The following is a 22241-nucleotide window of genomic DNA, read 5'->3' on the forward strand; positions in this document are numbered from 1 at the left end:
CCTACAGGATTTTCGTAATGACAGAACCGGTGGCGAACGAGGTTGGGCGCGATTTCATTCGTGACATCATCCAGGCCGACCTCGATCAGGGCAAATACCAGGAGATCGTGACCCGGTTCCCGCCGGAGCCGAACGGCTACCTGCATATCGGCCACGCCAAGTCGATCGCGCTCAATTTCGGCATCGCCCAGGAGTTTCCGGGCCGCTGCCATCTGCGCTTCGACGACACCAATCCGGTCAAGGAAGAGCAGGAATACATCGATTCCATCCAGGCCGACGTGCACTGGCTCGGCTTCGACTGGGGCAAGAACCTGTTCTTCGCCTCGGATTATTTCGACCGCCTGTACGAATGGGCGGAGAAGCTGATCCGCGACGGGCTCGCCTATGTCGACGACCAGACCCAGGAGCAGATTCGCCTGGCGCGCGGCACGCTGACAGAGCCCGGCAAGAACTCGCCGTTCCGCGACCGCAGCGTGGACGAGAATCTCGACCTGTTCCGCCGCATGAAGGCCGGTGAATTCCCGAACGGCGCGCGCGTGCTGCGGGCCAAGATCGACATGTCCGCGGGCAATATCAACCTGCGCGACCCAGTACTGTACCGCATCCTGCATGCGCACCATCCGCGCACCGGGACCAAGTGGAGCATCTATCCGAGCTACGATTATGCGCACGGCCAGTCGGACGCGATCGAGGGCATCACGCACTCGATCTGCACGCTGGAGTTCGAGGACCATCGGCCGCTCTACGACTGGTTCATCGAAAAGCTGCCGGTGCCGTCCAAGCCGCACCAGTACGAAATGGCGCGGCTCAACGTGACCTACACGCTGCTGTCCAAGCGCGTGCTGACCCAGCTCGTCCGCGACGGCCATGTCGCGGGCTGGGACGATCCGCGCATGCCGACTGTAGCGGGGATGCGCCGCCGCGGCGTGCCGCCGGCGGCCTTGCGCGAATTCGTCAAGCGCATCGGCGTTGCCAAGGCCAACAGCGTCGTCGATGTCGGCATGCTGGAGTTCTGCATCCGCGAGGAGCTGAACCGCACGTCGCAGCGGCGCATGGGCGTGCTGCGGCCGCTCAAGGTGGTCATCGAGAACTATCCGGAAGGGCAGACCGAAGAGCTCGAGGCGATCAACCATCCCGACGATCCCTCGGCCGGCACGCGCAAGATCACGTTCGGCCGCGAGCTCTATATCGAGCAGGACGACTTCATGGAGAACCCGCCCAAGAAGTTCTTCCGCCTGTCGCCCGGCAACGAGGTGCGGCTGCGCTACGCCTATTTCGTCAAGTGCACCGGCGTGATCAAGAACGACGCGGGCGAAGTGGTGGAGCTGCGCTGCACCTACGATCCCGCGACCAAGGGCGGCAACGCGCCCGACGGCCGCAAGGTCAAGGCGACCATGCACTGGCTGCCGGCGGCGAATTCGGTGCCGGCGGAGATCCGCATCTACAACCAGTTGTTCGCCAACCCGAGCCCGGACGCCTCGAACTTCGCGGCCGATCTCAATCCGCAGTCGCTGGAGATCCTCTCCAACGCGCGGATCGAGGCATCGGTTGCGGAGAGCAATTCGACCGAGCCGATGCAGTTCGAGCGTCAGGGCTATTTCGTGCGCGACAAGGACTCGACGCCGGGCAAGCCGGTGTTTTCGCGCACCATCGGCCTGCGCGACACGTTCGCGAAGGAAGTCGCCAAGGGCTGAGGGGATTGGGCCTATGAGCAGTGAAGCCGACGCCATCGTTTCCGCCATCATCGCGAAATGGTGCGCCGGCTTCGCGACGCTAGATGCGACCGCGCTGTCGTCGCTCTATTCGAGGAACGCATTCTTCTTCGGCTCGAATCCAAAGCTCTATCGGGGCAGGGACGGCGTCGCCGACTACTTCAACGGCCTGCCGCGCTGGCGCCAGCCGAGCGCCGTGTTTTCCGAGGTGCGCGCCACGCAAGCCAGCCCGGACCTGATCAACATGGCCGCGATCGTGTCGTTTGACCTCGCCGGCGAGAGGGAGGAGTTCTCGGTCAAGATGAGCTGGGTCATCCTCTGCGAGGACGGCGACTGGAAGATCGTCAATCACCACGCCTCGTCGCGCGCGCCGTTGATCTAGCAGTCGCGCTACTCCGCCTCTTTCTCTTTCGTCATTCCGGGCTCGCGCCAAGTGGCACGCCCCGGAATGGCGATAGCAACGAACGCTGCCCCCGCGCGTTGGGGTGGGTCCAACAAGGAACCCACCATGCAGAACATCGCAGAGCATATGGAAGTCATCGGCGCTGATGGCGTCCACATCGGCACGGTCGACAAGGTCGAGGGCCATCGCATCAAGCTGACCAAGAAGGACAGCGGCGAGGGCAGCCACAAGGGCCACCATCACTTCATCGACAAGGGCCTCGTCGCCGGTGTCGAGGGCAACAAGGTTCGGCTCTCGGCCAAGGCGGACGTCGCCGTGACGATGGAAGAGGAAAAGTAGGGGGACCTTCGCTCCGTTCCTGATCCGTACCGCTATTCGCGCAGCCGCACGTTCCGGTAGCCTCCTGGCCTGTCGCGTATCGTAAGGTGCAGGGAATGGCGGAGCCGGGCCGGCCAGTTCGGTCCCAGGGGATTGCGGGGACTTGGATCGCGGGGACTTGGCCCGTCGGCCGAGCTGCCTCCGCGGGCGGCCTCGCGCCGGCAGGGTTCGACCTCTGGACGTCGCTGGCCGAGACCCTGCGCGAATGGGCGCGCGCCGAGGCCGGCGCCGGGCGATTGTTGCCGTGGGTGCCGGTCGCGTTCGGCGGCGGCATCGCGCTCTACTTTGCCGCCGATCATGAACCGGTGCTGTGGGTCGTTGCCGCAACGGCCATCGCGCTCACGCTTGGCGCCGTGCTGTTGCGGCGGAGCCGGTTGTTTGCGCCGGCGATCATGATCGCGGCGGTCGCGGCCGGCCTTGCCACGGCGACCTGGAAGACGGCGCGGATCGCGCACACGGTGCTGGCAAAGCCGCTTTATTCCGTCTCGCTGTCGGGCTTCGTCGAGACCCGCGACATCCGAGAGCGCACTGACCGCTTCGTGCTGCGCGTCACCGCGATGGAGGCGCAGCGCAGCGACGTCAAGCTCGAGCGCGTGCGCCTCTCCGTGCGCAAGGGGACTGCGCCCGAGGTCGGCAGCTTCGTGCAGTTGAAGGCGCGGCTGTTGCCGCCGTTGTCGCCGGTGCGCCCCGGCAGCTATGACTTTTCGCGCGACATGTTCTTCCAGGGCATCGGCGCCTCCGGCTTTGTGATGGGCACGATTGCGGCATCGGTGCCGCCGGACGCCGGTGGCTTGCGGCTGCGTTATGCCGCCTTCATGCAGGGTCTGCGCGATGCGATCGACGCGCGCATCCGCGCCACGCTCGAGGGCGACAACCGAGCGATTGCGACCGCGCTGCTCACGGGCCGGCGCGATGCGATTACCACGCCCGTCAACGACGCCATGTTCATCTCGGGGCTCGGACATGTGCTCTCGATTTCCGGCTATCACATGGCGGTCGTCGCCGGCGTGGTCTTCTTCTCGGTGCGCGCGCTGCTGGCGTTGATCCCTGGAATGGCGGCCGGCTTTGCCATCAAGAAATGGTCGGCGGCCGCCGCGCTGGTCGCAGCCGCGTTCTATCTGCTGCTGTCGGGTGCGGAGGTCGCGACGCAACGCTCGTTCTTCATGACCGCAGTGGTGTTGATCGCGGTCATGGTCGATCGCCGTGCCATCACCTTCCGCACGCTGGCGGTGGCTGCGCTGATCGTGCTTGCGGTCGCGCCGGAAGCGCTGGTGCATCCAAGCTTCCAGATGTCGTTCGCGGCAACGCTCGGACTGGTGGCGCTGGTGCAGATCGGCATGCCGAACCTGTTTGCGTCGCCCGATCATTCCGCGACCGCGCGGATTGCAATGTGGGGCGGGCGCGAGATCGCGATGCTATTCCTGGCCTCGCTGATCGCGGGGCTCGCGACCACGCCCTATGCCGCCTTCCATTTTCACCGCGTCACCCCGTTCGGCGTGCTCGCCAACCTCGGGGCGATGCCGGTGGTTTCGGCCCTGGTGATGCCCGCGGGCCTGTTGGGTCTGATTGCAGCGCCGTTCGGACTTGATGGTCCGTTCTGGTGGCTGATGGGGATCGGCATCGACTGGATGGTTGCGGTCTCCCGCTGGGTGGCCGTTTTGCCGGGCGCGGTCGGCCGCATCTCGGCTTTCGGCATCGCACCGCTGATCGCTGCAAGCTTGGGGATCATCGTGATGGGCTTGTTGCGCACGCCGTTGCGCTGGGCCGGCGCGGTGGTGCTGTTGGCCGCGATCCTCTGGGGACTGTGCGCGCGGCAGCCCGATATCCTGATCGCCGGTGACGGCCAGAGTGTCGCGGTGCGGGGCAGGGATGGGCACCTGCAACTCATCAGGTCGAGCAAGGACAGTTTTCTTCTGAAGGAATGGCTCGCCGCCGACGCCGATCCGCGCGACGCCGGCAGTGCCTCACTGGCCGCCGGCGTGTCGTGCGACGAGGTCGGCTGCGTGACGCCGCTCGCCGACGGGCGCCTGGTCGCGCTGGCCTTGCGCATCGATTCACTGGCTGACGATTGCAGCCGTGCCGCGCTGGTGGTGACGGCGCGGCCGGCGCCGCCGGATTGCGCGGCGATGGTTGTCGACCGTCAGCGTCTCGCAAAGCAAGGCGCGCTGGCGCTGACGCGAAGCGGCGACGGTTTTGCGGTTCAGGCGGCGAAGACGAGGGGGACAGACCGTCCGTGGTCGCCGGCGGCCGCCGGCGAGGCGGATTTCGGCGCGAGCCTTGCGCCGCAGGCGGCGGCTCCCCGCAACCGCGACGCGACGCCATCGGAAGCCGACCTGCAGGCCGAGGATTGAGCGGACGGGTTACAGATACCAGGCCAGCACGGCGTCGAGCCTGGCGTTGCCGATCACCGGCAGGACGACCATCTGGCTCAGTCCAGAGGCGCAGGCCTGCAAGGCCGCGACCGAGACGTCACGCGCGAGATCGTCGTTGAGCGCGGGCATGCCGGTGGCCCAGGCCCCGCCGATGCTGCCTTCGCCTTTGGCGATGGATTTCGTCGCATAAAGCGCGGCGAGGTCGGTCTGCCCGCTGCAATCGCCGGCGCGGAAGACCAGCGCCGAACGGGCCTCGTCCGGGACCCAGATCTCGAAGCGTCGCGCGATCGGGGTCGCCTGCGCGGAGAGGAATGTCAGCACCCAGGTCTGATCGGTGCCGGTCCGGTAGGGAACGCCGACGCCGAGATTGATTCCGACCTTGGCGGCGTCCTCCCAGCGCAGAAAACTCCTGGCATCGTGCAGGTCCTTGATGATCAGCGGCAGGCCGGCTTTCCAGATGCGGCCGGGCAGGCCGAAGCCACGCGGAAATCTGGTGTGGCGGGAGTTGAATTCGAACATGTCGGCGGTGCCGTAATAGCCGTCGACGAGCCCCATCTCGTGGGAGGTTTCGGCATCGTTGTGCCAGAGTTCGATCGCGCCGACATGGGCCTCGTCGTCGCCGCAGAACAGCACCATGACGGCTTGCAGGAATTCGCCTGAAAACACCGGCACCGCAACGCCGCAGATCAGCCCGGCGGCGATGGCCTGATCGGTCCGCCTGAAATAGGAATCGGTGAATCTGGTGAGGATCACGGGGTGGCCGCTGGTCCAGGCCTTGCCGGGAAGCCCCTCGTCATATCCGAAATGCAGACCCTCGCTCACGTCCCTAAACGCGGACAACCCTTCGCCGTAGAGGCCGCCGCCGAATTCCAGCCGCATGCGCGTGCGGTCAGGCACCCAGAGTTCAACGACGCGAATGAAGGTCTTCATCGAACGTGCCCGCCGTCTCAAGCCGCACCAAGCATCGGCCATTTGGCTGCGGAACGGACGTTCAAAATTCAGGCAGGACAGCGCAAACTTCGTGCGGTGGAGACGCCACGGCTTGGTCCGCCCGATGGAGTTTCGCGGGACACGAACGACACCATCTCGCCGGCCTCGGCCGGCGATGGCGATTTCAATCCTGGCCCGACCTGCCGGCCGGGAATGGCTGCATCAGCCGATCGGCAGGCGGGTGATGGTTGGCCGGCTGTCGGTGATGGTCTGCGGCTTGTGCTCGCGCTCGCCGAGCGGCTGGGTCACCGGTAGCTGCAGCACGGTCGCACGCTGGCCTTCGACCAGCTGCGTCACCAGCACGGATTTGCCGTCGGGGAATTCGATCGCATCATGATGGCGATCGGGAATGTGCGGATCGATCTTGCCGAACTTGCCGACGCGCGAATTGACGGTGCGCGTCCAGATCCAGCGATTGTCGTAGCGGACGTTGTCGGCGAAGGCGAGCTCCGTTCCCGGGAGCAGGCAGACCGCGACGGTCGGATCGGCCGCGGAGGCAAAGCCGCGCGTCGAGGTGCCGCGGAAGGTTGTCGTGACGATCGTCTCGCCGACTTCGGCGGGACGCGACGCGACGGCATGCAGGCTGTAGTCACACATCGGGTGCTCCTCATGCAGGGATAGCGACCCACGTCTCTTAATCGAGGCGCAGGCCTCTATCAGAGTGGAAATACCAAACGTTCTGCCGGGTTGTAGGCAAATCTACGGCTCGCCGCCGCAGGCCGCAATCACATTAACTTTCCCGAATCCACCAGGAACAAAGCCCGCCCCTTTGCATTCCGCAGGCGCGTGTCAGCGCCCCGCAGGCGCCGACCAGCCGGAATGTTGCCAGCCCGGCCGCGACCGTCGGTCGACGGTGTCGCGGGCCTTGCGGACTTGCTCGCTCAGGGCGGTGTCCTTGCGGACATGGGGCCGCGATTGCGCGACCAAGGCTTGCGTGGCCAAGGCTTGTACGTCCAAGGCTTGCGACGCTGATGCTGCGATCAGCGCCACAGCAAGTGTGCTCAGAACGATCCGGCGCATGACTTCTCCTCGAACCTGAAGGCCACGAAGCAGGGCTGCTTCGTGCGGCGTGCCGAGGATTTACCGCTGGAGGAGGGGCCGGATAATCTGCGCGAAACCAGAAAGACTATCCAGCGGAAGCGGACAATCGTCCGCTCCAATCTCGGATCGGCGATGCCGATCGAAGGCGCGCGGGGCGCCAAATAACCGATACCGGCACGTCCGGTATCAATACTTCCGGTACAGCCCGATCAGCTTGCCCTGGATCTTCACCCGGTTGGGCGGCAGGATGCGGACCTCATAGGCCGCATTGGCGGGCTCAAGCGCGATCGAGGCGCCGCGACGGCGGAAGCGCTTGAGCGTCGCCTCCTCGTCGTCGATCAGCGCCACCACGATATCGCCGGTATCGGCGCTCTCGTTGCGCTGGATCAGCGCCATGTCGCCGTCGAGAATGCCGGCCTCGACCATGGAATCGCCGCGCACTTCGAGCGCGTAATGTTCGCCCGAGCCGAGCATGTCAGGCGGTACGCTGATGGTGTGGCTGCGGGTCTGCAAGGCCTCGATCGGCGTACCGGCCGCGATGCGGCCCATCACGGGGACCGCGACGGGGCGCTCGCCCTCGTCCGCCGGCGGGCTCGAAGTCGTGCGGACCTTGCCGAGATTGCCTTCGATGACGCTCGGCGTGAAGCCGCGGCGGCTGCCGGCAGCGGCCTGAAGCTCGGGCAGCTTGATCACCTCGATGGCGCGGGCCCGGTTGGGCAGGCGCCGGATGAAACCGCGCTCCTCAAGCGCGGTGATCAGGCGATGGATGCCCGATTTCGAGCGCAGGTCGAGCGCGTCCTTCATCTCATCGAAGGAGGGCGGCACGCCGCTTTCCTTCAGCCGTTCGCTGATGAACCGCAGGAGCTCGTATTGTTTGCGCGTTAACATCTCGACCAAAATCCCCCGGTTGATGTCGTTCGATTCCGAGACGCTGAATTCAGCAGTAAGCCGCTACATGCTCGAAACAAATCATGAACGGACACTATATGTTCGATACATGTTCCGCAACTGCTTAATTTACCGTGAACGCGACAAAGTTCGCGGAACGCACGCGAACGAAGCGATCACACGGGCAGCCGCAAGACCTCGCAAGGCGTGCCGGCTTCGGCCTTCGGCGCGAATGGCGCGCGCACGAGAAGTGCCTGTGCCGCAGCGAGATTCGCAAGCAGCGAGGAATCCTGGTGATTAACCGGAAGGGCGAGAAGCGTGCCGTCGTCGCGCAGCTCGAGGCGCGCGCGCAGGTAATCCTCGCGCTGGTCGTTGGCGCCGACATCGCGGCCGAGCACCGCGCGTTCGCGGCGGTGATGAATCATCGAACGGCCCGAAAGCGCGCGAATCAACGGCACCATGAACAGGAAGCCGCAAACGTAGGATGACACGGGATTGCCGGGCAGGCCGATCACGCGCATCGCGCCGAGCCGCCCGTTCATCATCGGCTTGCCCGGCCGCATCGCGATCTTCCAGAACGCCATCGAGATACCTTCGTCCCTCAGCGCCTGCTGGACCAGATCGTGGTCCCCGACCGACGCGCCGCCGGTCGTGATCAGGATGTCCGCGCCGCTCTCCCGCGCGCGGCCGATGCCGGCTGTGGTGGCCTCCAGCGTGTCGGCGGCAACGCCGAGGTCGATGGTATCGGCGCCCTCGCTGCGGGCGAGCGCGTGCAGGGCATAACCGTTGGAATAGACGATCTGGCCGTGGCCCGGCGTCGTACCCGGCATCACCAGCTCGTCGCCGGTCGCGAGGATCGCGACCTTCGGGCGTCGCCGGACTGGCAATTGCGGGTAATTCATGCCGGCGGCGAGCGCGAGGTCGCGCTCGGTGAGCCGGGCCCCTTTGCGCAGCAGCACGTCGCCTTCCGAGAAGTCGACGCCGGCGGGGCGGATGTGCCGCCCCGTTACGGCGGCTTCCTTGATGGTGATGCGCTTGCCGTCCGCGATCGTGTCCTCCTGGATCACGACCGCATCAGCGCCATCGGGAACGACACCGCCGGTGAAGATACGCACGGCATCGCCGGCGCCGACCGATCCCGCAAACGGGCGGCCCGCCGCGACCTCGCCGATCAGGGTGAGCTGGGAGTCGATCTTCGCCGCATCGACCGCGCGCACCGCATAGCCGTCCATTGCCGACATCGCCTGCGGCGGCTGCGTGCGCCGCGCGGCGACGTCGCGTGCGAGCACGCGGTGGAAGGCTGCGTCGAGCGCGATCATCTCTTCAAGCAACGGCTCTGCGCCCGCCAGCACCGCGGAGAGCGCGTCGGAAACCGGCATCAGGGCCACGGGTGAAAACTCCTGCTGGGCCCGTTCGGGCAAATCGGCGGCGAGAGTTCTAGCCGAGTGCAGGCGCAGAGGCAAAACAGTGGCCGCGCAGGATGATTTATCCTGCGTCATCCGCTCTGCGATGAAGGGTGAGCATCAAGTCCGCCGCGGCATGATCCAGAAGGCGAGACAGACCGGTACGAGGATGGCCATGGCGAGGACGAGAAGGACGAGAGCCACGGCCAGCATCGGTCAACTCCCCGGCGGCTTGTACGGACTGACGTCCGGCGCTGCGGGGCCCTGATCCTTGTCAGGCAGCGGGTCGGCCTGGGATTTCAGGTCGGCGGCCTTGCTGATCAGCTTGGCGGAAAGCTCAGAATCCGATGTGGTCCTGGCGAATTTCATCAGCAGAGAGGCCTGCTTGGTGAGGTAGGTTTTGCCCAACACGACGATAAGCCCGATGTAGATTCCTAACGGACTCATGAGTCCTGAGAGGGGGCAATCGTTCCGGGAACTCCGTATAAAAATGCACAAAGGGTTTTGGTTCCTCGCCCCCGGGCAATATAGTTCCATTCGCGGCCCGTCGGCTTGCCGGCCAGAGATCAGATTCCGAGCGCCTTGAGGGCGTTCCCGACGTCGCGGGGCGAGGTCACGTGGACCGTGGTCAGGCCGCGCGACCGCGCTCCTTCGATGTTCTCGGCAAGATCGTCGAAGAACACGATACGGTTCGCCGGGACGCCGATCGCGGCCACGACATGGTCGAAGGCCTCCACATCGGGTTTGCGCAGGCCGATGCTGGACGACAGATACAGCTCGCGGAAATGGCCGAGCAGGGCGGCATATTCCTTCGAGAAATGGTCCACATGCGGCCGGTTGGTGTTGGAGAAGGCGTAGAGCGGCAACTGCTTCGCCGCGCGCGGCAGCAGCTCGGCGATGTCGGGCATCTCGCCGGCGAAGATTGCGTTCCAGCCCTCCAGGAACTGCGCGTCCGAAATGCCGATCCCGAGCGCGACACGCAGCGAGTCAAAATAGGCCTCGTCGCTGATCTTGCCGACCTCGTGCAGCCGGTAGGCTTCGCTGTCCCGCACATAGCGCGCGACGATGGCTTCCGGCTTGCAGCCGGCATGTCCCGCCCAGCAGGCGATCGCCTTGGAGAAATCGATGTCGAGCACGACGCGCCCGAGATCGAAGAGGAGCGCGTCCGCGCTGCCGGGAGAGAGCGAGCTCATTGCATCCTTTCACTCAATATCGATAGGGGTCGTGGTCGAACAGCGGGAACGCGCTGAACACGCTCGGCGCATTCGTTGCGGTCGCCTGGTGCAGGCAGGACTTGTCGACCTCGGCGAACGAGGTGGCGCCCAAGAGGCCGAGGCAGCGCAGCACCTCGTCCTCGAGCAGCTCCAGCATTCGCCTCACGCCGGCTTCGCCGGCCGCCGCCAATGCCCAGCATTGCAGCCGGCCGATGCCGACCATGTCCGCGCCCGCCGCGATCGCCTTGACGATGTCGGTGCCGCGGCAGAAGCCGCCGTCGACCATGATCTTGGCGCGTCCCTTCACGGCCTCGACGATCTCGGGCAGCACATGCATGGCGCCGCGGCCGTGATCGAGCTGGCGGCCGCCATGGTTGGAGACGTAGATCCACTCGACGCCGTGATCGACCGCGATCCGGGCGTCCTCGGCGGTGGCGATGCCCTTCAGGATGAGCGGGATCTTGAACTTGTCCTTGATCATCTTCACGGTCCGCCACTCCAGGCCCTTCTGGTAATCACCGCCGGTGGCGCGCAGGCGGCTCTCGCGAACATAGCGCTTGGCAATGTCACGTTCGCGACGGCTGTAATGGGCGGTGTCAACGGTCAGGCAGAAGGCGGCGTAGGCGTTCTTCTCGCTCCGGCTGACGACATCGGCGACGAAGTCGTCGTCGCCGCGCACATAGAGTTGATAGAGCCGCAGCGCATCAGGGGCGGCCTCGGCGGTCTTCTCCAGGCCGGGCTCGGACACCGAGCTCAGCATGTGCGCCGCGCCGAAGGTGCCGCAGGCGCGGGCGACGCTCGCTGCGCCATCCGGATCGAAGATCTCCAGTGCGCCGACAGGGGCCAGCACCACCGGCAGCCGCATCCTGCGCCCGAACAGCTCTACCGAGCCGTCGACCTCCCGGACGTCGCGCAGCACGCGCGGCCGGAAGGCGATCTCGTCCAGCGCCATGCGGTTGCGGCGCATTGTGGTCTCGGTCTCGGCGGCGCCGACGATATAGTCCCAGGCGTTCTGGTTGAGGTTGGCGCGCGCCTTGCGGATGAATTCGTGCAGGTTTTGGAATGGCTCGGCGCTGGCGCCGAGTTCGACGTTCCTTTCCGGCCGGATGCGGGGCGCGTCATTCATTGTTGTCCTCCCGAGAATTTGAAGCGTTATTGTCATCGCCTATCGTGTCCGGCCCTCCAAAACCATCCTAAAATCGCATAGCTGAGAGGCGTGGGCCGGCCGGCCGATTCCCGCGTTGCGCGAAACGGTTTCGGAACGTTGCCAAAAGTTTAGGCCCGGGCGAAGGGATTTTTACGATGTACCCGCCGGCGTGGCGTCCCGGCCTTGAAGAAACCAGAATGGTATTGTGAACAGCGGGCTGGATCGCCATTTGCATGGCGCCTCACAAGCCCAAAGCAAAGCTCCAAGCAAGAAGGCCAGTCTATCCATGCGGAAAAACCTGCTGTTCCCCCTGGGCGCACTCACGGGAGCGTGTCTAACCCTTCTGGTCGCCAGCCCGCACGGTGGAGTATGGGCGGCACGGGCGGCAGCGAGCGCGGATGATGCCTATTCCCGGCTCAATCTGTTCGGCGAAGTGTTCGAGCGGGTGAAGGCGAGCTATGTCGAGAAGCCCGACAATTCCAAGCTGATTGAGGGTGCGATCACCGGCATGGTGACCTCGCTCGACCCACATTCACGCTACATGAACGACAAGGCCTGGACCGAGATGCAGGAGACCACCTCCGGCGAGTTCGGCGGGCTCGGCATCGAGGTCACGATGGAGGACGGCCTGGTCAAGGTCGTCTCGCCGATCGACGACACGCCGGCGTCCAAGGCCGGGATCATGTCCGGCGACCTCATCAGCAAGATCGACGGCGATGCCGTGCAGGGCATGACGCTCGAGCAGGCCGTCAACAAGATGAAGGGGCCGGTCGATACCCAGACCAAGCTCACCATCGTGCGCAAGGGCGCCGACGCTCCGCTCGACGTCGCGATCAAGCGCGAGATCATCCATGTGCGTCCGGTGCGCTTCCACGTCGAGAACGGCGACATCGGCTATATCCGCGTCACCTCGTTCAACGAGCAGACCACCGACGGCCTGAAGAAGGCGATCGCGTCGATCTCCAAGGACGTTCCGCCGGAGAAGCTGGTCGGCTACGTGATGGACCTGCGCAACAATCCGGGCGGCTTGCTCGACCAGGCCGTCTCGGTGTCGAGCGCCTTCCTTCAGCGCGGCGAGGTCGTCTCGACCCGCGGCCGCAATCCCGAAGAGACCCAGCGCTTCACCGCCCATGGCGGCGACCTCACCAAGGGCAAGCCGCTGGTGATTCTGGTCAATGGCGGCTCGGCTTCGGCCTCGGAGATCGTCGCCGGCGCGCTGCATGACCACAAGCGTGCCACGATCATCGGCACGCGCTCGTTCGGCAAGGGCTCGGTGCAGACCATCATTCCGCTCGGCGCCGGCAATGGCGCGCTTGCGCTGACCACGGCGCGCTATTACACGCCGTCGGGCCGCTCGATCCAGGCCCAGGGCATCGCGCCCGACATCGAGATCCTGCAGGACGTGCCACCCGAGCTGAAGGGCCGGATGGACACGATGGCGGAGTCGCAGATGCGTGGCCATCTGCAGGCCGCCGACGGCACCGAGCAGACCGGATCGCAGTCCTACGTCCCGCCGGAAGAGAAGGACGACAAGGCCCTGCATGTGGCCTACGACTTCCTGCACGGCGTGACCGCGAATGCGGTCGCCGCCAAGCCCGCGCCGAAGGCGGCGGTACCGAACTAAAACCTTACGACGTCCAGATATCGCCCGGGAGCGGATGACCGCTCCCGGGCGAATTCGTGCGGTGACGCTTCCAATTGTTGGGAAGACCGCCCTAGCTGGCCTCGCGGTGCCGGCTTTCCTCGCCGCCGCGCTGGGCGAGGCGGCTGCGATGCAGCGCGAACAGCTCCAGCACCTTGTCGGCCGGTTTTGCGGCACTGAACAGATAGCCCTGCATCTCGGAGCAGCCGAGCGCGCGGAGCAGGCGCTGCTGCTCCTCGGTCTCGACGCCCTCGGCCGTGGTGGTCATGCGGCGGGCGGCGGCCAGGTTGACGACGGCCTGCACGATGCTGGCGGAGCCGTCGGGACCGGCGATGTCGCTGACGAAGCAGCGGTCGATCTTGATCTTGTCGAACGGGAAGCGGTGCAGATAGCTCAGCGAGGAGTAGCCGGTGCCGAAATCGTCGAGCGCGATCCGTACGCCGATGGCGCGGAGCTGGTGCAGGATCGCAAGCGCGGTGTCGTCGTCGCGGATCAGCACGGCCTCGGTGATCTCGAGCTCGAGCCGGCTCGCCGGCAAATTGGAGGCGGCAAGGGCCGCCATGATCTTCAGCGCCAGCGTGCCGCTCTTGAACTGCACCGGCGAGACGTTGACGGCGAGGCGGATGTCGTCGGGCCAGCTGGCGGCATCGCGGCAGGCCGTGGCCAGCACCCATTCGCCGATCTCGTTGATCAGGCCGGTGTCTTCGGCGATCGGGATGAACTCGGCGGGCGAGACCATGCCGCGCTCGGGATGGCGCCAGCGCACCAGCGCCTCGCAGCCGGTGATGCGGTCGTCCTTCAGGGCGAGGCAGGGCTGGTAGTAGACCTCGAGCCCGCCTTCGAGCCCACCTTGGGCGATGGCATGGCGCAGATCGATCTCGAGCTGCCGCCGCTCGCGGACCTTGGCGTCCATCTCCGGCTCGAAGAAGCGATAGGTGCGGCGTCCGGCGGCCTTGGCGGCATACATCGCCATGTCCGCGTTCTTCAGGATCTGGTCCAGCGCGGTGCCGTGTCGTGGCGCCAGCGCGATGCCGATACTGGCGTCCGTGGTGAGATGATGGCCCATGCAGTCGAACGGCGCGCGGATGGCCTGGAAGACCCGCGCGACGAGTTCGTTGACCTGCTCCAGCGACGTCACCGCGCTCTGTACGATGGCGAATTCGTCGCCGCCGAGCCGCGCCACGAAGTCCTGCGGACCCGCGCAGCGGCTGAGGCTCGTCGCGATCGATTTCAACAGCTCGTCGCCGACGAGATGGCCGAGCGCGTCGTTGACGCCCTTGAACTCGTCGATGTCGATGTAATGCACCGCGATCTCTTCGCCACCGGCGATGGCGGCGAGCTCCGCGCGTAGGTGCTCGTGGAACATGGTGCGGTTGGGCAGGTCGGTCAGCGCGTCGTAATGGGCGAGGTGGGTGATGCGCTCCTCGGTCCGCCGGCGCTCGGTGACGTCTTCGTGGGTCGCCACCCAGCCGCCGTCCGCGAGCGGCTCGTTGAGGATGTGGATCGAGCGCCCGTCAGAGGTGTCGACCACCATGGAGTTACGCACATGGATGTCGCGCAGCACACGGACGACATAGTCGCCGATGTCGCCAGTGAACGAGCCGGTCGCCTTGCGGTGGGCGATGATGTCGTGGAAGCTGGAGCCGGGCTTCACCACCTCGGCTGACAGGCCGTACATCTCGATGTAGCGCTGGTTGCAGATCACCAGCCGCCGCTCGGCATCGAACAGCAGCAGGCCCTGCGTCATGTTGTTGACGGCGCGGTCGAGGCGCTGCTTCTCCAGCGTCAGCCGCTCGCGAGAGGCGCGGTGCTGCTCCAGCAGCTTGCGCACGATCGCGATCAGCACGCCCGCGATGGCGAGCGCGGAGGCGCCCGCAACCGAGATCAGGATGCCGATCTGCTCGCGCCAGTCCGTCAGCGCCGCCGCGCGCGTCGTGGTGGCCATCATCAGGATCGGGAAGTGGGGCAGGGCACGCGAGGAGATCAGACGGTCTTCTCCGTCGACGGGGCTCATGATGCGGCCGGCGAAGTGATCGAGCCCGAAGATCCTCTGCTGCTCGAACGGGCCGGTCTTGAAATTCCTGCCCATCTGCTCGCTGGAATGGGGATAGCGAGCGAGCAGCGTGCCGTCGCGATGCAGCATCGAGATCGTGGCGCCTTCGCCGAGCACGACGGAGGCGAAGAACTTCTCGAAATTAGCCGGTTCGATGCCGCGTCCGACCACGCCCATGAACTCGCCGTTCGGTCCCACGATCTTGCGCACGATCAGGATGGTCCAGGCGCCGGAGACGCGGCTGTGCACCGGCTCGATCAGCACGTTCGGCGAGTAAGGATCGTATTTGAAAGTGCGAAAATAGGCGCGATCGGCGACGTTCACTTTGGGGGCCGGCCACGCCGTCGAGGAGTTGATCAGATTGCCTTCGGCATCGATGATGTTGACGCCGCCCATGTAGGGCAGCGCATCGATCTTCGAGCGCAGCATCCGGTGGACGTCCTGGCCGGAGAGACGTTTGCGATAGTCCTCTGCGCTTGCGATGCCGGTTGCGCGGACGTGGTCGACGAAATCCTTCTGGATGACCGCGAAATCCTGCAACTGCTGATCGAAATGATGAGCGAGCAGAAGGACCGTGTTTTCCAGCTCGCGCCCGCTGTTGCGCAGCGCGCGCTCTCGGAAATTCTGCGCCATCAGGACCGAGCCAATGGCGATGGCCGCGATCAGCAACGTGCCGCCCACCACCAGCCAGCGGATCGGTCCGCTGCGCACGAAGACCTGGTCAAAGAGGCGACTGCCGTATTTCGTCATCATGTCGATCGTTTGCCGCGCACACGTCAGGATCGCTTATTGATCCCGAGAACATCCGTTGGTTTACGGAAACGATATGGAGGCGAAGTTAGGAAGCGCGGTTAATGCGACATGAACGGCCGCGTACAAAAGCAATCGATGCGCGCGACGCAAGACGTGCAGGAATTGCCGGACGCTCTCGCGATGCCGGTCAATTCCTGCCGGTCGTGCCACGGTCAACCAAGGCTTAACCATCTAAGATGTTGGGGATCCTCGAGTCGGCATTGGCACGTGATTTGCGAACATGCCTGCCGACGACACAGAGAGGACACGACGATGACAAACACCTTGAAGAACTTCCTGGCCGACGAGCGTGGTGCGACCGCGATCGAATACGGCCTGATTGCCGCCGGCATCGCGCTGGCCATCATTTCCGTCGTGAACGGCATGGGCTCCAAGCTCAACGCCAAATTCGGGTCGATCAGCTCCTCGCTGCGCTGATCGCGTGGGCTCCGCTGCGCGCCAGTATCGTCACCACGATCAGCGCCGCGACGACGTTCGCGGCGGCGCTGATCAGGATCGGCAAGGTATAGCTGTGGTTGACGTCGTAGGCGAAACCTGCCGCACTCGGGCCAACCAGCGTGCCGAACGCCACGCTTGTGTAGAGAATACCGATGATTCCGCTGACGTTGCGTCCGCCAAAATAGTCCATGACGACAGCGGGCAGCACCGCGACCCAGCCGCCGTAGAACACGCCGTAGACGAAGGCAAAAGCGGCGAGGGTCCAGACATCGGCGGCGATGGCCCAGATCGCCATCGCGAACGCCATTCCGACCAGGACCATGATGAGCGAGCGGTCGCGGCCCATCCGGTCGGCGAGCGCGCCGAGAAAGAAGCGGCCTGCGGTGCTGCCGGCCCCGATCACGCCGAGCAGCAGCACCGCAGAGGACGCTGCGACCCCGTGGTCGCGCGCGTAAGGCACGAGATGGACGAACGGGACGAAGGCGCCGAACGAGCAGACCAGACACGATACGTAGAGGGCGATAAACCGCGTCGACCGGACGGCCTCGCGCACCGAAGCGCCGCCGGCATTGCTTGCGCCCGCGGCCTCGCGAGGCGGATCGCCGTCGGGTCCGAGGCCGCGATGCTTCGGATCGTTCTCGATCAGCAGCGACGCTCCGCCGCCCAGCACCAGCGCGATCGCGCCCAGCACCAGATAGGCGCCGCGCCAGCCCACCGATGCGATCAACAATGAGGCCAGCGGCGGCATCGCCAGCGTACCGAGCCCGATGCCACTCACCGCGAGCCCGGAGGCGAAGCCGCGGCGCTTGACGAACCAGCGTTGCACCGCGCCGATCGCGGGAACATAGGCGCAGCCGAGGCCGAGGCCGACGCCCAGCCCGTAGGCGAGATAGACCTCGACAAGGGAACGTGCCGCGCTCGCCGCCGCAAGTCCGACCGCGATCAGGATCATGCCGGCGATGGCCAGCAGACGCGAGCCGAGCCGGTCGGCGAGGGGACCGCTGACGAGTCCGAGCGCGAAGTACAGAAAGCCCGCAATCGAAAACACGAGCGAGATCGAACCGCGCGAGGCGCCGAAATCGCGCTGGAGCGGCTCCAGAAATGCGCTGAACGTGTAGGCGGAGCCGAAGCCGACGAACATGACGGCAAACGCCGCCGCGACCACGAACCAGCCATGGAAAATGCTTCGCTGAACGAGCGTGGATTGAACGGTCAATGCTGCCTCCGCGAGCTGAGGGAAGGATGGCGACGATGCCAGGACGTGGCACGCTGGAACGCCGCGCCGGCGCGCACGAGCATGGCCTCGTCGAGATGAGCGGCGACGAGCTGGAACGCGATCGGCAGTCCGTCGGCCGATGCACCACCTGGTAGCGTGATCGTGGGATGACCGGTGATGTCGAACGGGCAGGTGTAGCGCTGCAGCTTCGCGATCAGATCCGGCTGCTCGCCGAGCGTCTGGATCATGGCGAGCGTCACCGGCGGGAACGGGTGTACCGGGATCAGCAGCAGGTCAATGGTCTCGAACAGCGCGGTGACACGGCCGCGCAGCGCCAGCCGCCGCAGCAGGATCTTCTGATAATCGAGAGCAGAGAGAGCGCGACCGGCCTCGATCAGCGAGGCGAGCATCGGACCATACTCGGTCTTGCGGGCAGGATAGGTCGCCTCGTGCGCGACCGCGGCTTCCACCGCGCAATTCGGTGTCCAGTCGGCAATCGCCTGCATGACGTCGGGAAATCTGACATCGACGATGCCGGCGCCTAGCGCGCGGAACGCATCGATGGCGTCTGCCAGCACGTGCTGTGTCTTAACGTCCACGTCGTCGCTGTTCCAGGCGGCATCGACGCCGATGCGCAAGCCCCGCACGTCCTGTGCGGCCGCGGCCAGATAGTCGGGCACCGGATTGAACACCGAGGTCGGGTCGTTGGGATCGTGTCCGGCAATGACGCCGAGCAGCGCGCCCGCATCGGCCGCGCTGCGGCCGATCGGTCCGACATGGTCGAGCGTCGCGGCCAGCTCGAACGCGCCGTGTCGGCTGACGCGACCCCAGCTCGGCTTCAATCCGGTCAGCCCGTTGGCGGCGCAGGGCCAGCGGATCGAACCGCCGGTGTCGGAGCCGAGCGAGCCGAAGCAAAGCCCGGCAGCGGTTGCGACCGCCGAGCCACTGGACGAAATGCCCGGCCAGTAACTCGCATTCCACGGATTCTTCGGCGGCGTCACCAACGGATGGTGATCGGAATAGGCGCCCTCGGTGAGTTGCAGCTTGCCGAGTATCACGGCGCCTGCGTCCTTGAGCCGGCGCACGACGGTTGCGTCTTCGCGGGGACGAAAGTCGCGATGAAGCGTGGTGCCGGCCGCCGTCGGAATGCCCTTGGTCCAGAACAGGTCCTTGAGCGCAATCGGCACGCCATGCAGCGGCCCCCGATACCGGCCCTGTGCGATTTCGGCGTCCGCGGCTTTTGCCTCGGCGATGGCCGTTTCTGCCATCACGTGAACGTAGCTGCCGAGATCCCGGTCCATGGCGTCGATACGGTCGAGTTGCGCGCGCGTCACGTCCAGCGCGGAGATGTCGCGCGCCTTGAGGCGTGCTGCGAGCGCGGTGAGTTCGAGATAGTGCAGGGCGTCGGCCATCGGTTCGGGGTCTCCGTTCTGGTGATCGCAATGGGCGCTCGATCCCGAAGGATTCGACACTAGTATAATTAGGATGCAGGTGTCGCTTGCTGTCAACCAGTAAATCTGTTTTACTGGTGTTCCAATCTTTGGTGTTCCGATGTCGAAAGAGTCGCGCAAATTCCAGGTTCCCGACACGCTGGCGAACGTCTACGATTTCGCCAACACGCTCGATGTTCGTCACTTCACGCATTTCGGCGTGGAGCATCCGGAGAGCGATGAGCTTGGCGGGCCGAAGGAACTTGCGGACTGGATGCGGGAACGCGGCCTTGGCGCCGAGGGCGGGCGTGTCACGCCCGCGATGTTTGAGACTGCGCTACGACTGCGCGGCGCCTTGCGCGCCTATCTGCAATGTGAGCCTGCCGAGCGGCCCCGGAACAGGAGCGTTCTCGGCACGCTCAATGAGGCGCTCGCGCCGTTTCCGTTGCGGGTGGAGGCGCGCGCAGGCCGTGGCGCGATGCTGTCGGCAGCGCGCGAGGATGCGCTCGCAGGCCTCTCGGCCATCGCGATCGAGCTCCATGACGCAACGCTTGTGGGAACCCTGGACCGGCTGAAGATGTGTGCGTCGGAGGAATGCCGCCGGGTGTTCTTCGACCGCTCGAAACCATCGACGCGGCGGTGGTGCATGTCGACGCTGTGCGGCAACCGGATGAAGACGCGCGCCTATCGCGAGCGGCAGCGCGAGGCGAAATAGATCACGCGGCGCTCAGGCGCGGTAGTGGCCCGACTTGCCGCCGAGCTTCTCGACCAGGTGGATGCTCTCGATGCGCACGCCGCGTTCGACCGCCTTGATCATGTCGTAGATGGTGAGGCAGGCGACCGACACCGCCGTGAGCGCCTCCATCTCGACGCCGGTCGGGCCCGTCACCTTCACGCTGGCGCGGACGAGGCAGCCTGGCAGCTTCGGGTCGGGCTCGATGTCGACCGTGACCTTCGACAGCGCGAGGGGATGACAGAGCGGGATCAGCTCCGAGGTGCGTTTGGCGGCCATGATGCCGGCGATGCGCGCGGTGCCGAGCACGTCGCCTTTCTTGGCGTTGCCCGAGACGATGAGATCAAGCGTCGCCTTGGTCATGACGACGTGGCCTTCGGCGACCGCGAGCCGTTCGGTCGCGGGCTTGTCCGACACGTCCACCATCCGCGCCTCGCCGGAGGCGCCGATATGGGTGAGGGCGGGGCCGGCTTTCGCTTTGGTTTGCCTGGCCTTGGCGGGCTTGCGCGCCATGTCAGCGCGTACCCGTCGCGCGCGGCGCGTTCTCGCGCGCGAGCAGCGTGCGGGTGGCGGCGGTCACGTCGGCCTGGCGCATCAGGCTCTCGCCGACCAGGAAGGTCGACATGCCGACGCGCTCGAGCCGGGCGAGATCGGCGGGCGTGAAGATGCCGCTCTCGCCGACCATCAGCCGTTCCGTTGGGATCAGCGGCGCCAGCGACTCGCTGGTCGCGAGCGTGGTCTCAAAGGTGCGCAAATTGCGGTTGTTGACGCCGATCATCGGCGAACGCAGCTTCAGCGCACGGTCGAGCTCGGCGCGATCATGGATTTCGATCAGCACGTCCATGCCGTAGGCGAGGGCGGCGTCCTCGAGGTCCTTGGCGGTGGCGTCGTCGAGCGCGGCCATGATGATCAGGATGCAGTCGGCGCCATGCGCGCGCGCCTCAATCACCTGATAGGTGTCGAACATGAAATCCTTGCGCAGCACCGGGAGCGACGTCGCCGCGCGCGCCGCCACCATGAAGTCGAGATGGCCTTGGAACGAGGGCGTGTCGGTCAGGACCGACAGACAGGCCGCACCGCCGGCCTCATAGGCCTTGGCGAGCAGCGGCGGATCGAAATCGGCGCGGATCAGCCCCTTCGACGGCGAGGCTTTCTTGACCTCGGCAATCAGCGCGTAATCGCCATTGGCGTGCTTGGCCTTGATCGCGCGCACGAAGCCGCGTGGGGCTCCTTGCGCCTTGGCCCTGGCCTCGACTTCCGAGAGCGGCTGCGCGCGCTTGGCGGCTGCGATCTCGTCGCGCTTGTAGGCTTCGATCTTAGTCAGGATGTCCGACATGTCAGGTTCAGCCGTTCGAGACCGCGATCAGATGCTTCAGCCGCGCGCTCGCGGCGCCGCTGTCGAGTGACTTCGCACCGATCGCAACGCCCTCCTTGAGGTCCTTGGCGCGGCCGGCCACGACCAGCGCAGCGGCAGCGTTGATCAGCGCGACGTCACGATAGGGGCTCGGCTTGCCGTCGAGCACGCTCTGCAAGGCGATCGCATTGGCGTCGGCGTCACCGCCCCTGAGCGCACCGGGATCGCAGCGCGGCAGGCCGGCGTCCTCCGGCGTCACCTCGAAATTCCGGATCTCGCCATTATGGAGCGCGGAGACGAAGGTCGGGCCGGTGAGGGTGATCTCGTCGAGGCCGTCGGAGCCATGCACCACCCAGGCGGATTCCGAGCCGAGGTTTTTCAGCACCTGCGCGAGCGGCTGCACCCATTGCCGCGAGAATACGCCGACCATCTGGCGCTTGACGCCGGCCGGGTTGGACAGGGGGCCGAGCAGATTGAAGATCGTGCGTGTCGCAAGCTCGACCCGGGTCGGGCCGACGTTCTTCATCGCCGGATGGTGGGCAGGGGCGAACATGAAGCCGATGCCGCATTCGCGCACACAGCGGCCGACCTGCTCGGGCCTGAGGTCGATCTTCACGCCGAGCGACGCCAGCACGTCGGCGGCGCCCGAGCGCGACGACAGCGCACGGTTGCCGTGCTTGGCCACCGGCAGACCGGTGCCCGAGACGATGAAGGACGCGCAGGTCGAGACGTTGACCGAGCCGGAGCCGTCACCACCGGTGCCGACGATGTCGACGGCGTCCGCGGGCGCGTCGACCGTGAGCATCTTGGAGCGCATCGCCGAGACCGCGCCGGTGATTTCGTCCACGGTCTCGCCGCGCACCCGCAGCGCCATCAGGAGGCCACCCATCTGCGAGGGCGTGGCCTCGCCGGACATCATGGCGTCGAAGGCGGAAGCCGCTTCGTCACGCGACAGGCTGGCGCCGGTCGCCACTTTTCCAATGATCGATTTCAGGTCGTCCATCGCGTGCTTTC

General features: G+C 65.8%; 21 protein-coding genes. 7 read left to right on the forward strand and 14 right to left on the reverse strand.

What is annotated here, in order from left to right:
- Window positions 1-17: 17 nt before the first annotated feature.
- The 4 genes from IVB46_RS10590 to IVB46_RS10605 all read left to right on the forward strand — a co-directional run bounded on the left by IVB46_RS10590 (window position 18) and on the right by IVB46_RS10605 (window position 4844).
- Window positions 18-1694, forward strand: coding sequence for a glutamine--tRNA ligase/YqeY domain fusion protein (locus IVB46_RS10590; protein ID WP_247305116.1), 1677 nt, complete (start codon window positions 18-20; stop codon window positions 1692-1694).
- Window positions 1695-1707: 13 nt separating this feature from the next.
- Window positions 1708-2094, forward strand: a complete 387-nt coding sequence (locus IVB46_RS10595) for a nuclear transport factor 2 family protein (protein ID WP_247305119.1) — start codon at window positions 1708-1710, stop codon at window positions 2092-2094.
- A gap of 126 nt (window positions 2095-2220) precedes the next feature.
- Entirely contained in the window at window positions 2221-2454 is a 234-nt protein-coding gene (locus IVB46_RS10600) for a DUF2171 domain-containing protein (RefSeq protein WP_028149639.1), read from the forward strand.
- Between the two features lie 95 nt (window positions 2455-2549).
- Window positions 2550-4844 (forward strand): ComEC/Rec2 family competence protein, encoded by a 2295-nt coding sequence (locus tag IVB46_RS10605; protein ID WP_247305122.1) that lies wholly within the window; start codon window positions 2550-2552, stop codon window positions 4842-4844.
- 9 nt (window positions 4845-4853) lie between these two features.
- Here IVB46_RS10605 and IVB46_RS10610 read toward each other — a convergent pair whose 3' ends face one another.
- The 8 genes from IVB46_RS10610 to IVB46_RS10645 form a co-directional block, all read right to left on the reverse strand.
- A complete protein-coding gene (locus IVB46_RS10610; RefSeq protein ID WP_247305124.1) occupies window positions 4854-5795 on the reverse strand; it encodes a GAF domain-containing protein in 942 nt (313 codons plus the stop codon).
- A 222-nt stretch (window positions 5796-6017) separates the two neighbouring features.
- On the reverse strand, window positions 6018-6452 hold the full coding sequence (locus tag IVB46_RS10615) for a hypothetical protein (protein ID WP_247305127.1): 435 nt from the start codon (window positions 6450-6452) through the stop codon (window positions 6018-6020).
- A gap of 192 nt (window positions 6453-6644) precedes the next feature.
- Complete coding sequence (locus tag IVB46_RS10620) at window positions 6645-6875, reverse strand: hypothetical protein (protein ID WP_247305130.1); 231 nt, start codon at window positions 6873-6875, stop codon at window positions 6645-6647.
- A 207-nt stretch (window positions 6876-7082) separates the two neighbouring features.
- A complete protein-coding gene (lexA, locus tag IVB46_RS10625; protein ID WP_014494969.1) occupies window positions 7083-7784 on the reverse strand; it encodes a transcriptional repressor LexA in 702 nt (233 codons plus the stop codon).
- A 176-nt stretch (window positions 7785-7960) separates the two neighbouring features.
- Window positions 7961-9172 carry a gephyrin-like molybdotransferase Glp gene (gene glp, locus IVB46_RS10630; protein WP_247305133.1) on the reverse strand — a complete coding sequence of 404 codons (1212 nt, stop codon included), beginning with the start codon at window positions 9170-9172 and terminating at the stop codon, window positions 7961-7963.
- 231 nt (window positions 9173-9403) lie between these two features.
- Window positions 9404-9598 carry a hypothetical protein gene (locus IVB46_RS10635; RefSeq protein ID WP_247305136.1) on the reverse strand — a complete coding sequence of 65 codons (195 nt, stop codon included), beginning with the start codon at window positions 9596-9598 and terminating at the stop codon, window positions 9404-9406.
- Window positions 9599-9753: 155 nt separating this feature from the next.
- Complete coding sequence (locus IVB46_RS10640) at window positions 9754-10380, reverse strand: HAD family phosphatase (protein WP_247305139.1); 627 nt, start codon at window positions 10378-10380, stop codon at window positions 9754-9756.
- A gap of 13 nt (window positions 10381-10393) precedes the next feature.
- Entirely contained in the window at window positions 10394-11527 is a 1134-nt protein-coding gene (locus tag IVB46_RS10645) for an alpha-hydroxy acid oxidase (protein WP_071913496.1), read from the reverse strand.
- Between the two features lie 307 nt (window positions 11528-11834).
- Here IVB46_RS10645 and IVB46_RS10650 point away from each other — a divergent pair, with 307 nt between their 5' ends.
- Window positions 11835-13172, forward strand: coding sequence for a S41 family peptidase (locus IVB46_RS10650; RefSeq protein WP_247305142.1), 1338 nt, complete (start codon window positions 11835-11837; stop codon window positions 13170-13172).
- A 91-nt stretch (window positions 13173-13263) separates the two neighbouring features.
- Here IVB46_RS10650 and IVB46_RS10655 read toward each other — a convergent pair whose 3' ends face one another.
- Complete coding sequence (locus IVB46_RS10655) at window positions 13264-15996, reverse strand: EAL domain-containing protein (RefSeq protein WP_247305145.1); 2733 nt, start codon at window positions 15994-15996, stop codon at window positions 13264-13266.
- A gap of 312 nt (window positions 15997-16308) precedes the next feature.
- Between IVB46_RS10655 and IVB46_RS10660 the strand changes: the two genes are divergently transcribed.
- A complete protein-coding gene (locus IVB46_RS10660) occupies window positions 16309-16473 on the forward strand; it encodes a Flp family type IVb pilin (protein ID WP_028149628.1) in 165 nt (54 codons plus the stop codon).
- On the opposite strand, the gene IVB46_RS10665 is transcribed toward IVB46_RS10660, so the two are convergent.
- Both IVB46_RS10665 and IVB46_RS10670 read right to left on the reverse strand, forming a co-directional pair.
- Window positions 16454-17710, reverse strand: coding sequence for an MFS transporter (locus tag IVB46_RS10665; protein ID WP_247305148.1), 1257 nt, complete (start codon window positions 17708-17710; stop codon window positions 16454-16456). The genes IVB46_RS10660 and IVB46_RS10665 overlap by 20 nt on opposite strands.
- Window positions 17707-19122, reverse strand: a complete 1416-nt coding sequence (locus IVB46_RS10670) for an amidase (RefSeq protein ID WP_247342711.1) — start codon at window positions 19120-19122, stop codon at window positions 17707-17709. Before IVB46_RS10670 ends, IVB46_RS10665 begins: the two co-directional genes overlap by 4 nt.
- A 139-nt stretch (window positions 19123-19261) precedes the next feature.
- Here IVB46_RS10670 and IVB46_RS10675 point away from each other — a divergent pair, with 139 nt between their 5' ends.
- Window positions 19262-19855, forward strand: a complete 594-nt coding sequence (locus tag IVB46_RS10675) for a CGNR zinc finger domain-containing protein (protein WP_014494980.1) — start codon at window positions 19262-19264, stop codon at window positions 19853-19855.
- Window positions 19856-19867: 12 nt separating this feature from the next.
- On the opposite strand, the gene moaC is transcribed toward IVB46_RS10675, so the two are convergent.
- Genes moaC through trpD form a run of 3 tightly spaced genes read right to left on the reverse strand, consistent with a single transcriptional unit; the run spans window position 19868 to window position 22230 of the window.
- Complete coding sequence (gene moaC, locus IVB46_RS10680) at window positions 19868-20386, reverse strand: cyclic pyranopterin monophosphate synthase MoaC (protein ID WP_247305154.1); 519 nt, start codon at window positions 20384-20386, stop codon at window positions 19868-19870.
- Window position 20387: 1 nt separating this feature from the next.
- A complete protein-coding gene (gene trpC, locus IVB46_RS10685; protein WP_247305157.1) occupies window positions 20388-21209 on the reverse strand; it encodes an indole-3-glycerol phosphate synthase TrpC in 822 nt (273 codons plus the stop codon).
- Window positions 21210-21216: 7 nt separating this feature from the next.
- Window positions 21217-22230: an anthranilate phosphoribosyltransferase gene (gene trpD / locus IVB46_RS10690; RefSeq protein ID WP_166341966.1), complete on the reverse strand. Its 1014-nt coding sequence runs from the start codon at window positions 22228-22230 to the stop codon at window positions 21217-21219.
- Between the last annotated feature and the right edge of the window lie 11 nt (window positions 22231-22241).

This window comes from Bradyrhizobium sp. 61 (assembly GCF_023073075.1).
GTDB classification, from domain to species: Bacteria; Pseudomonadota; Alphaproteobacteria; order Rhizobiales; family Xanthobacteraceae; genus Bradyrhizobium; species Bradyrhizobium barranii.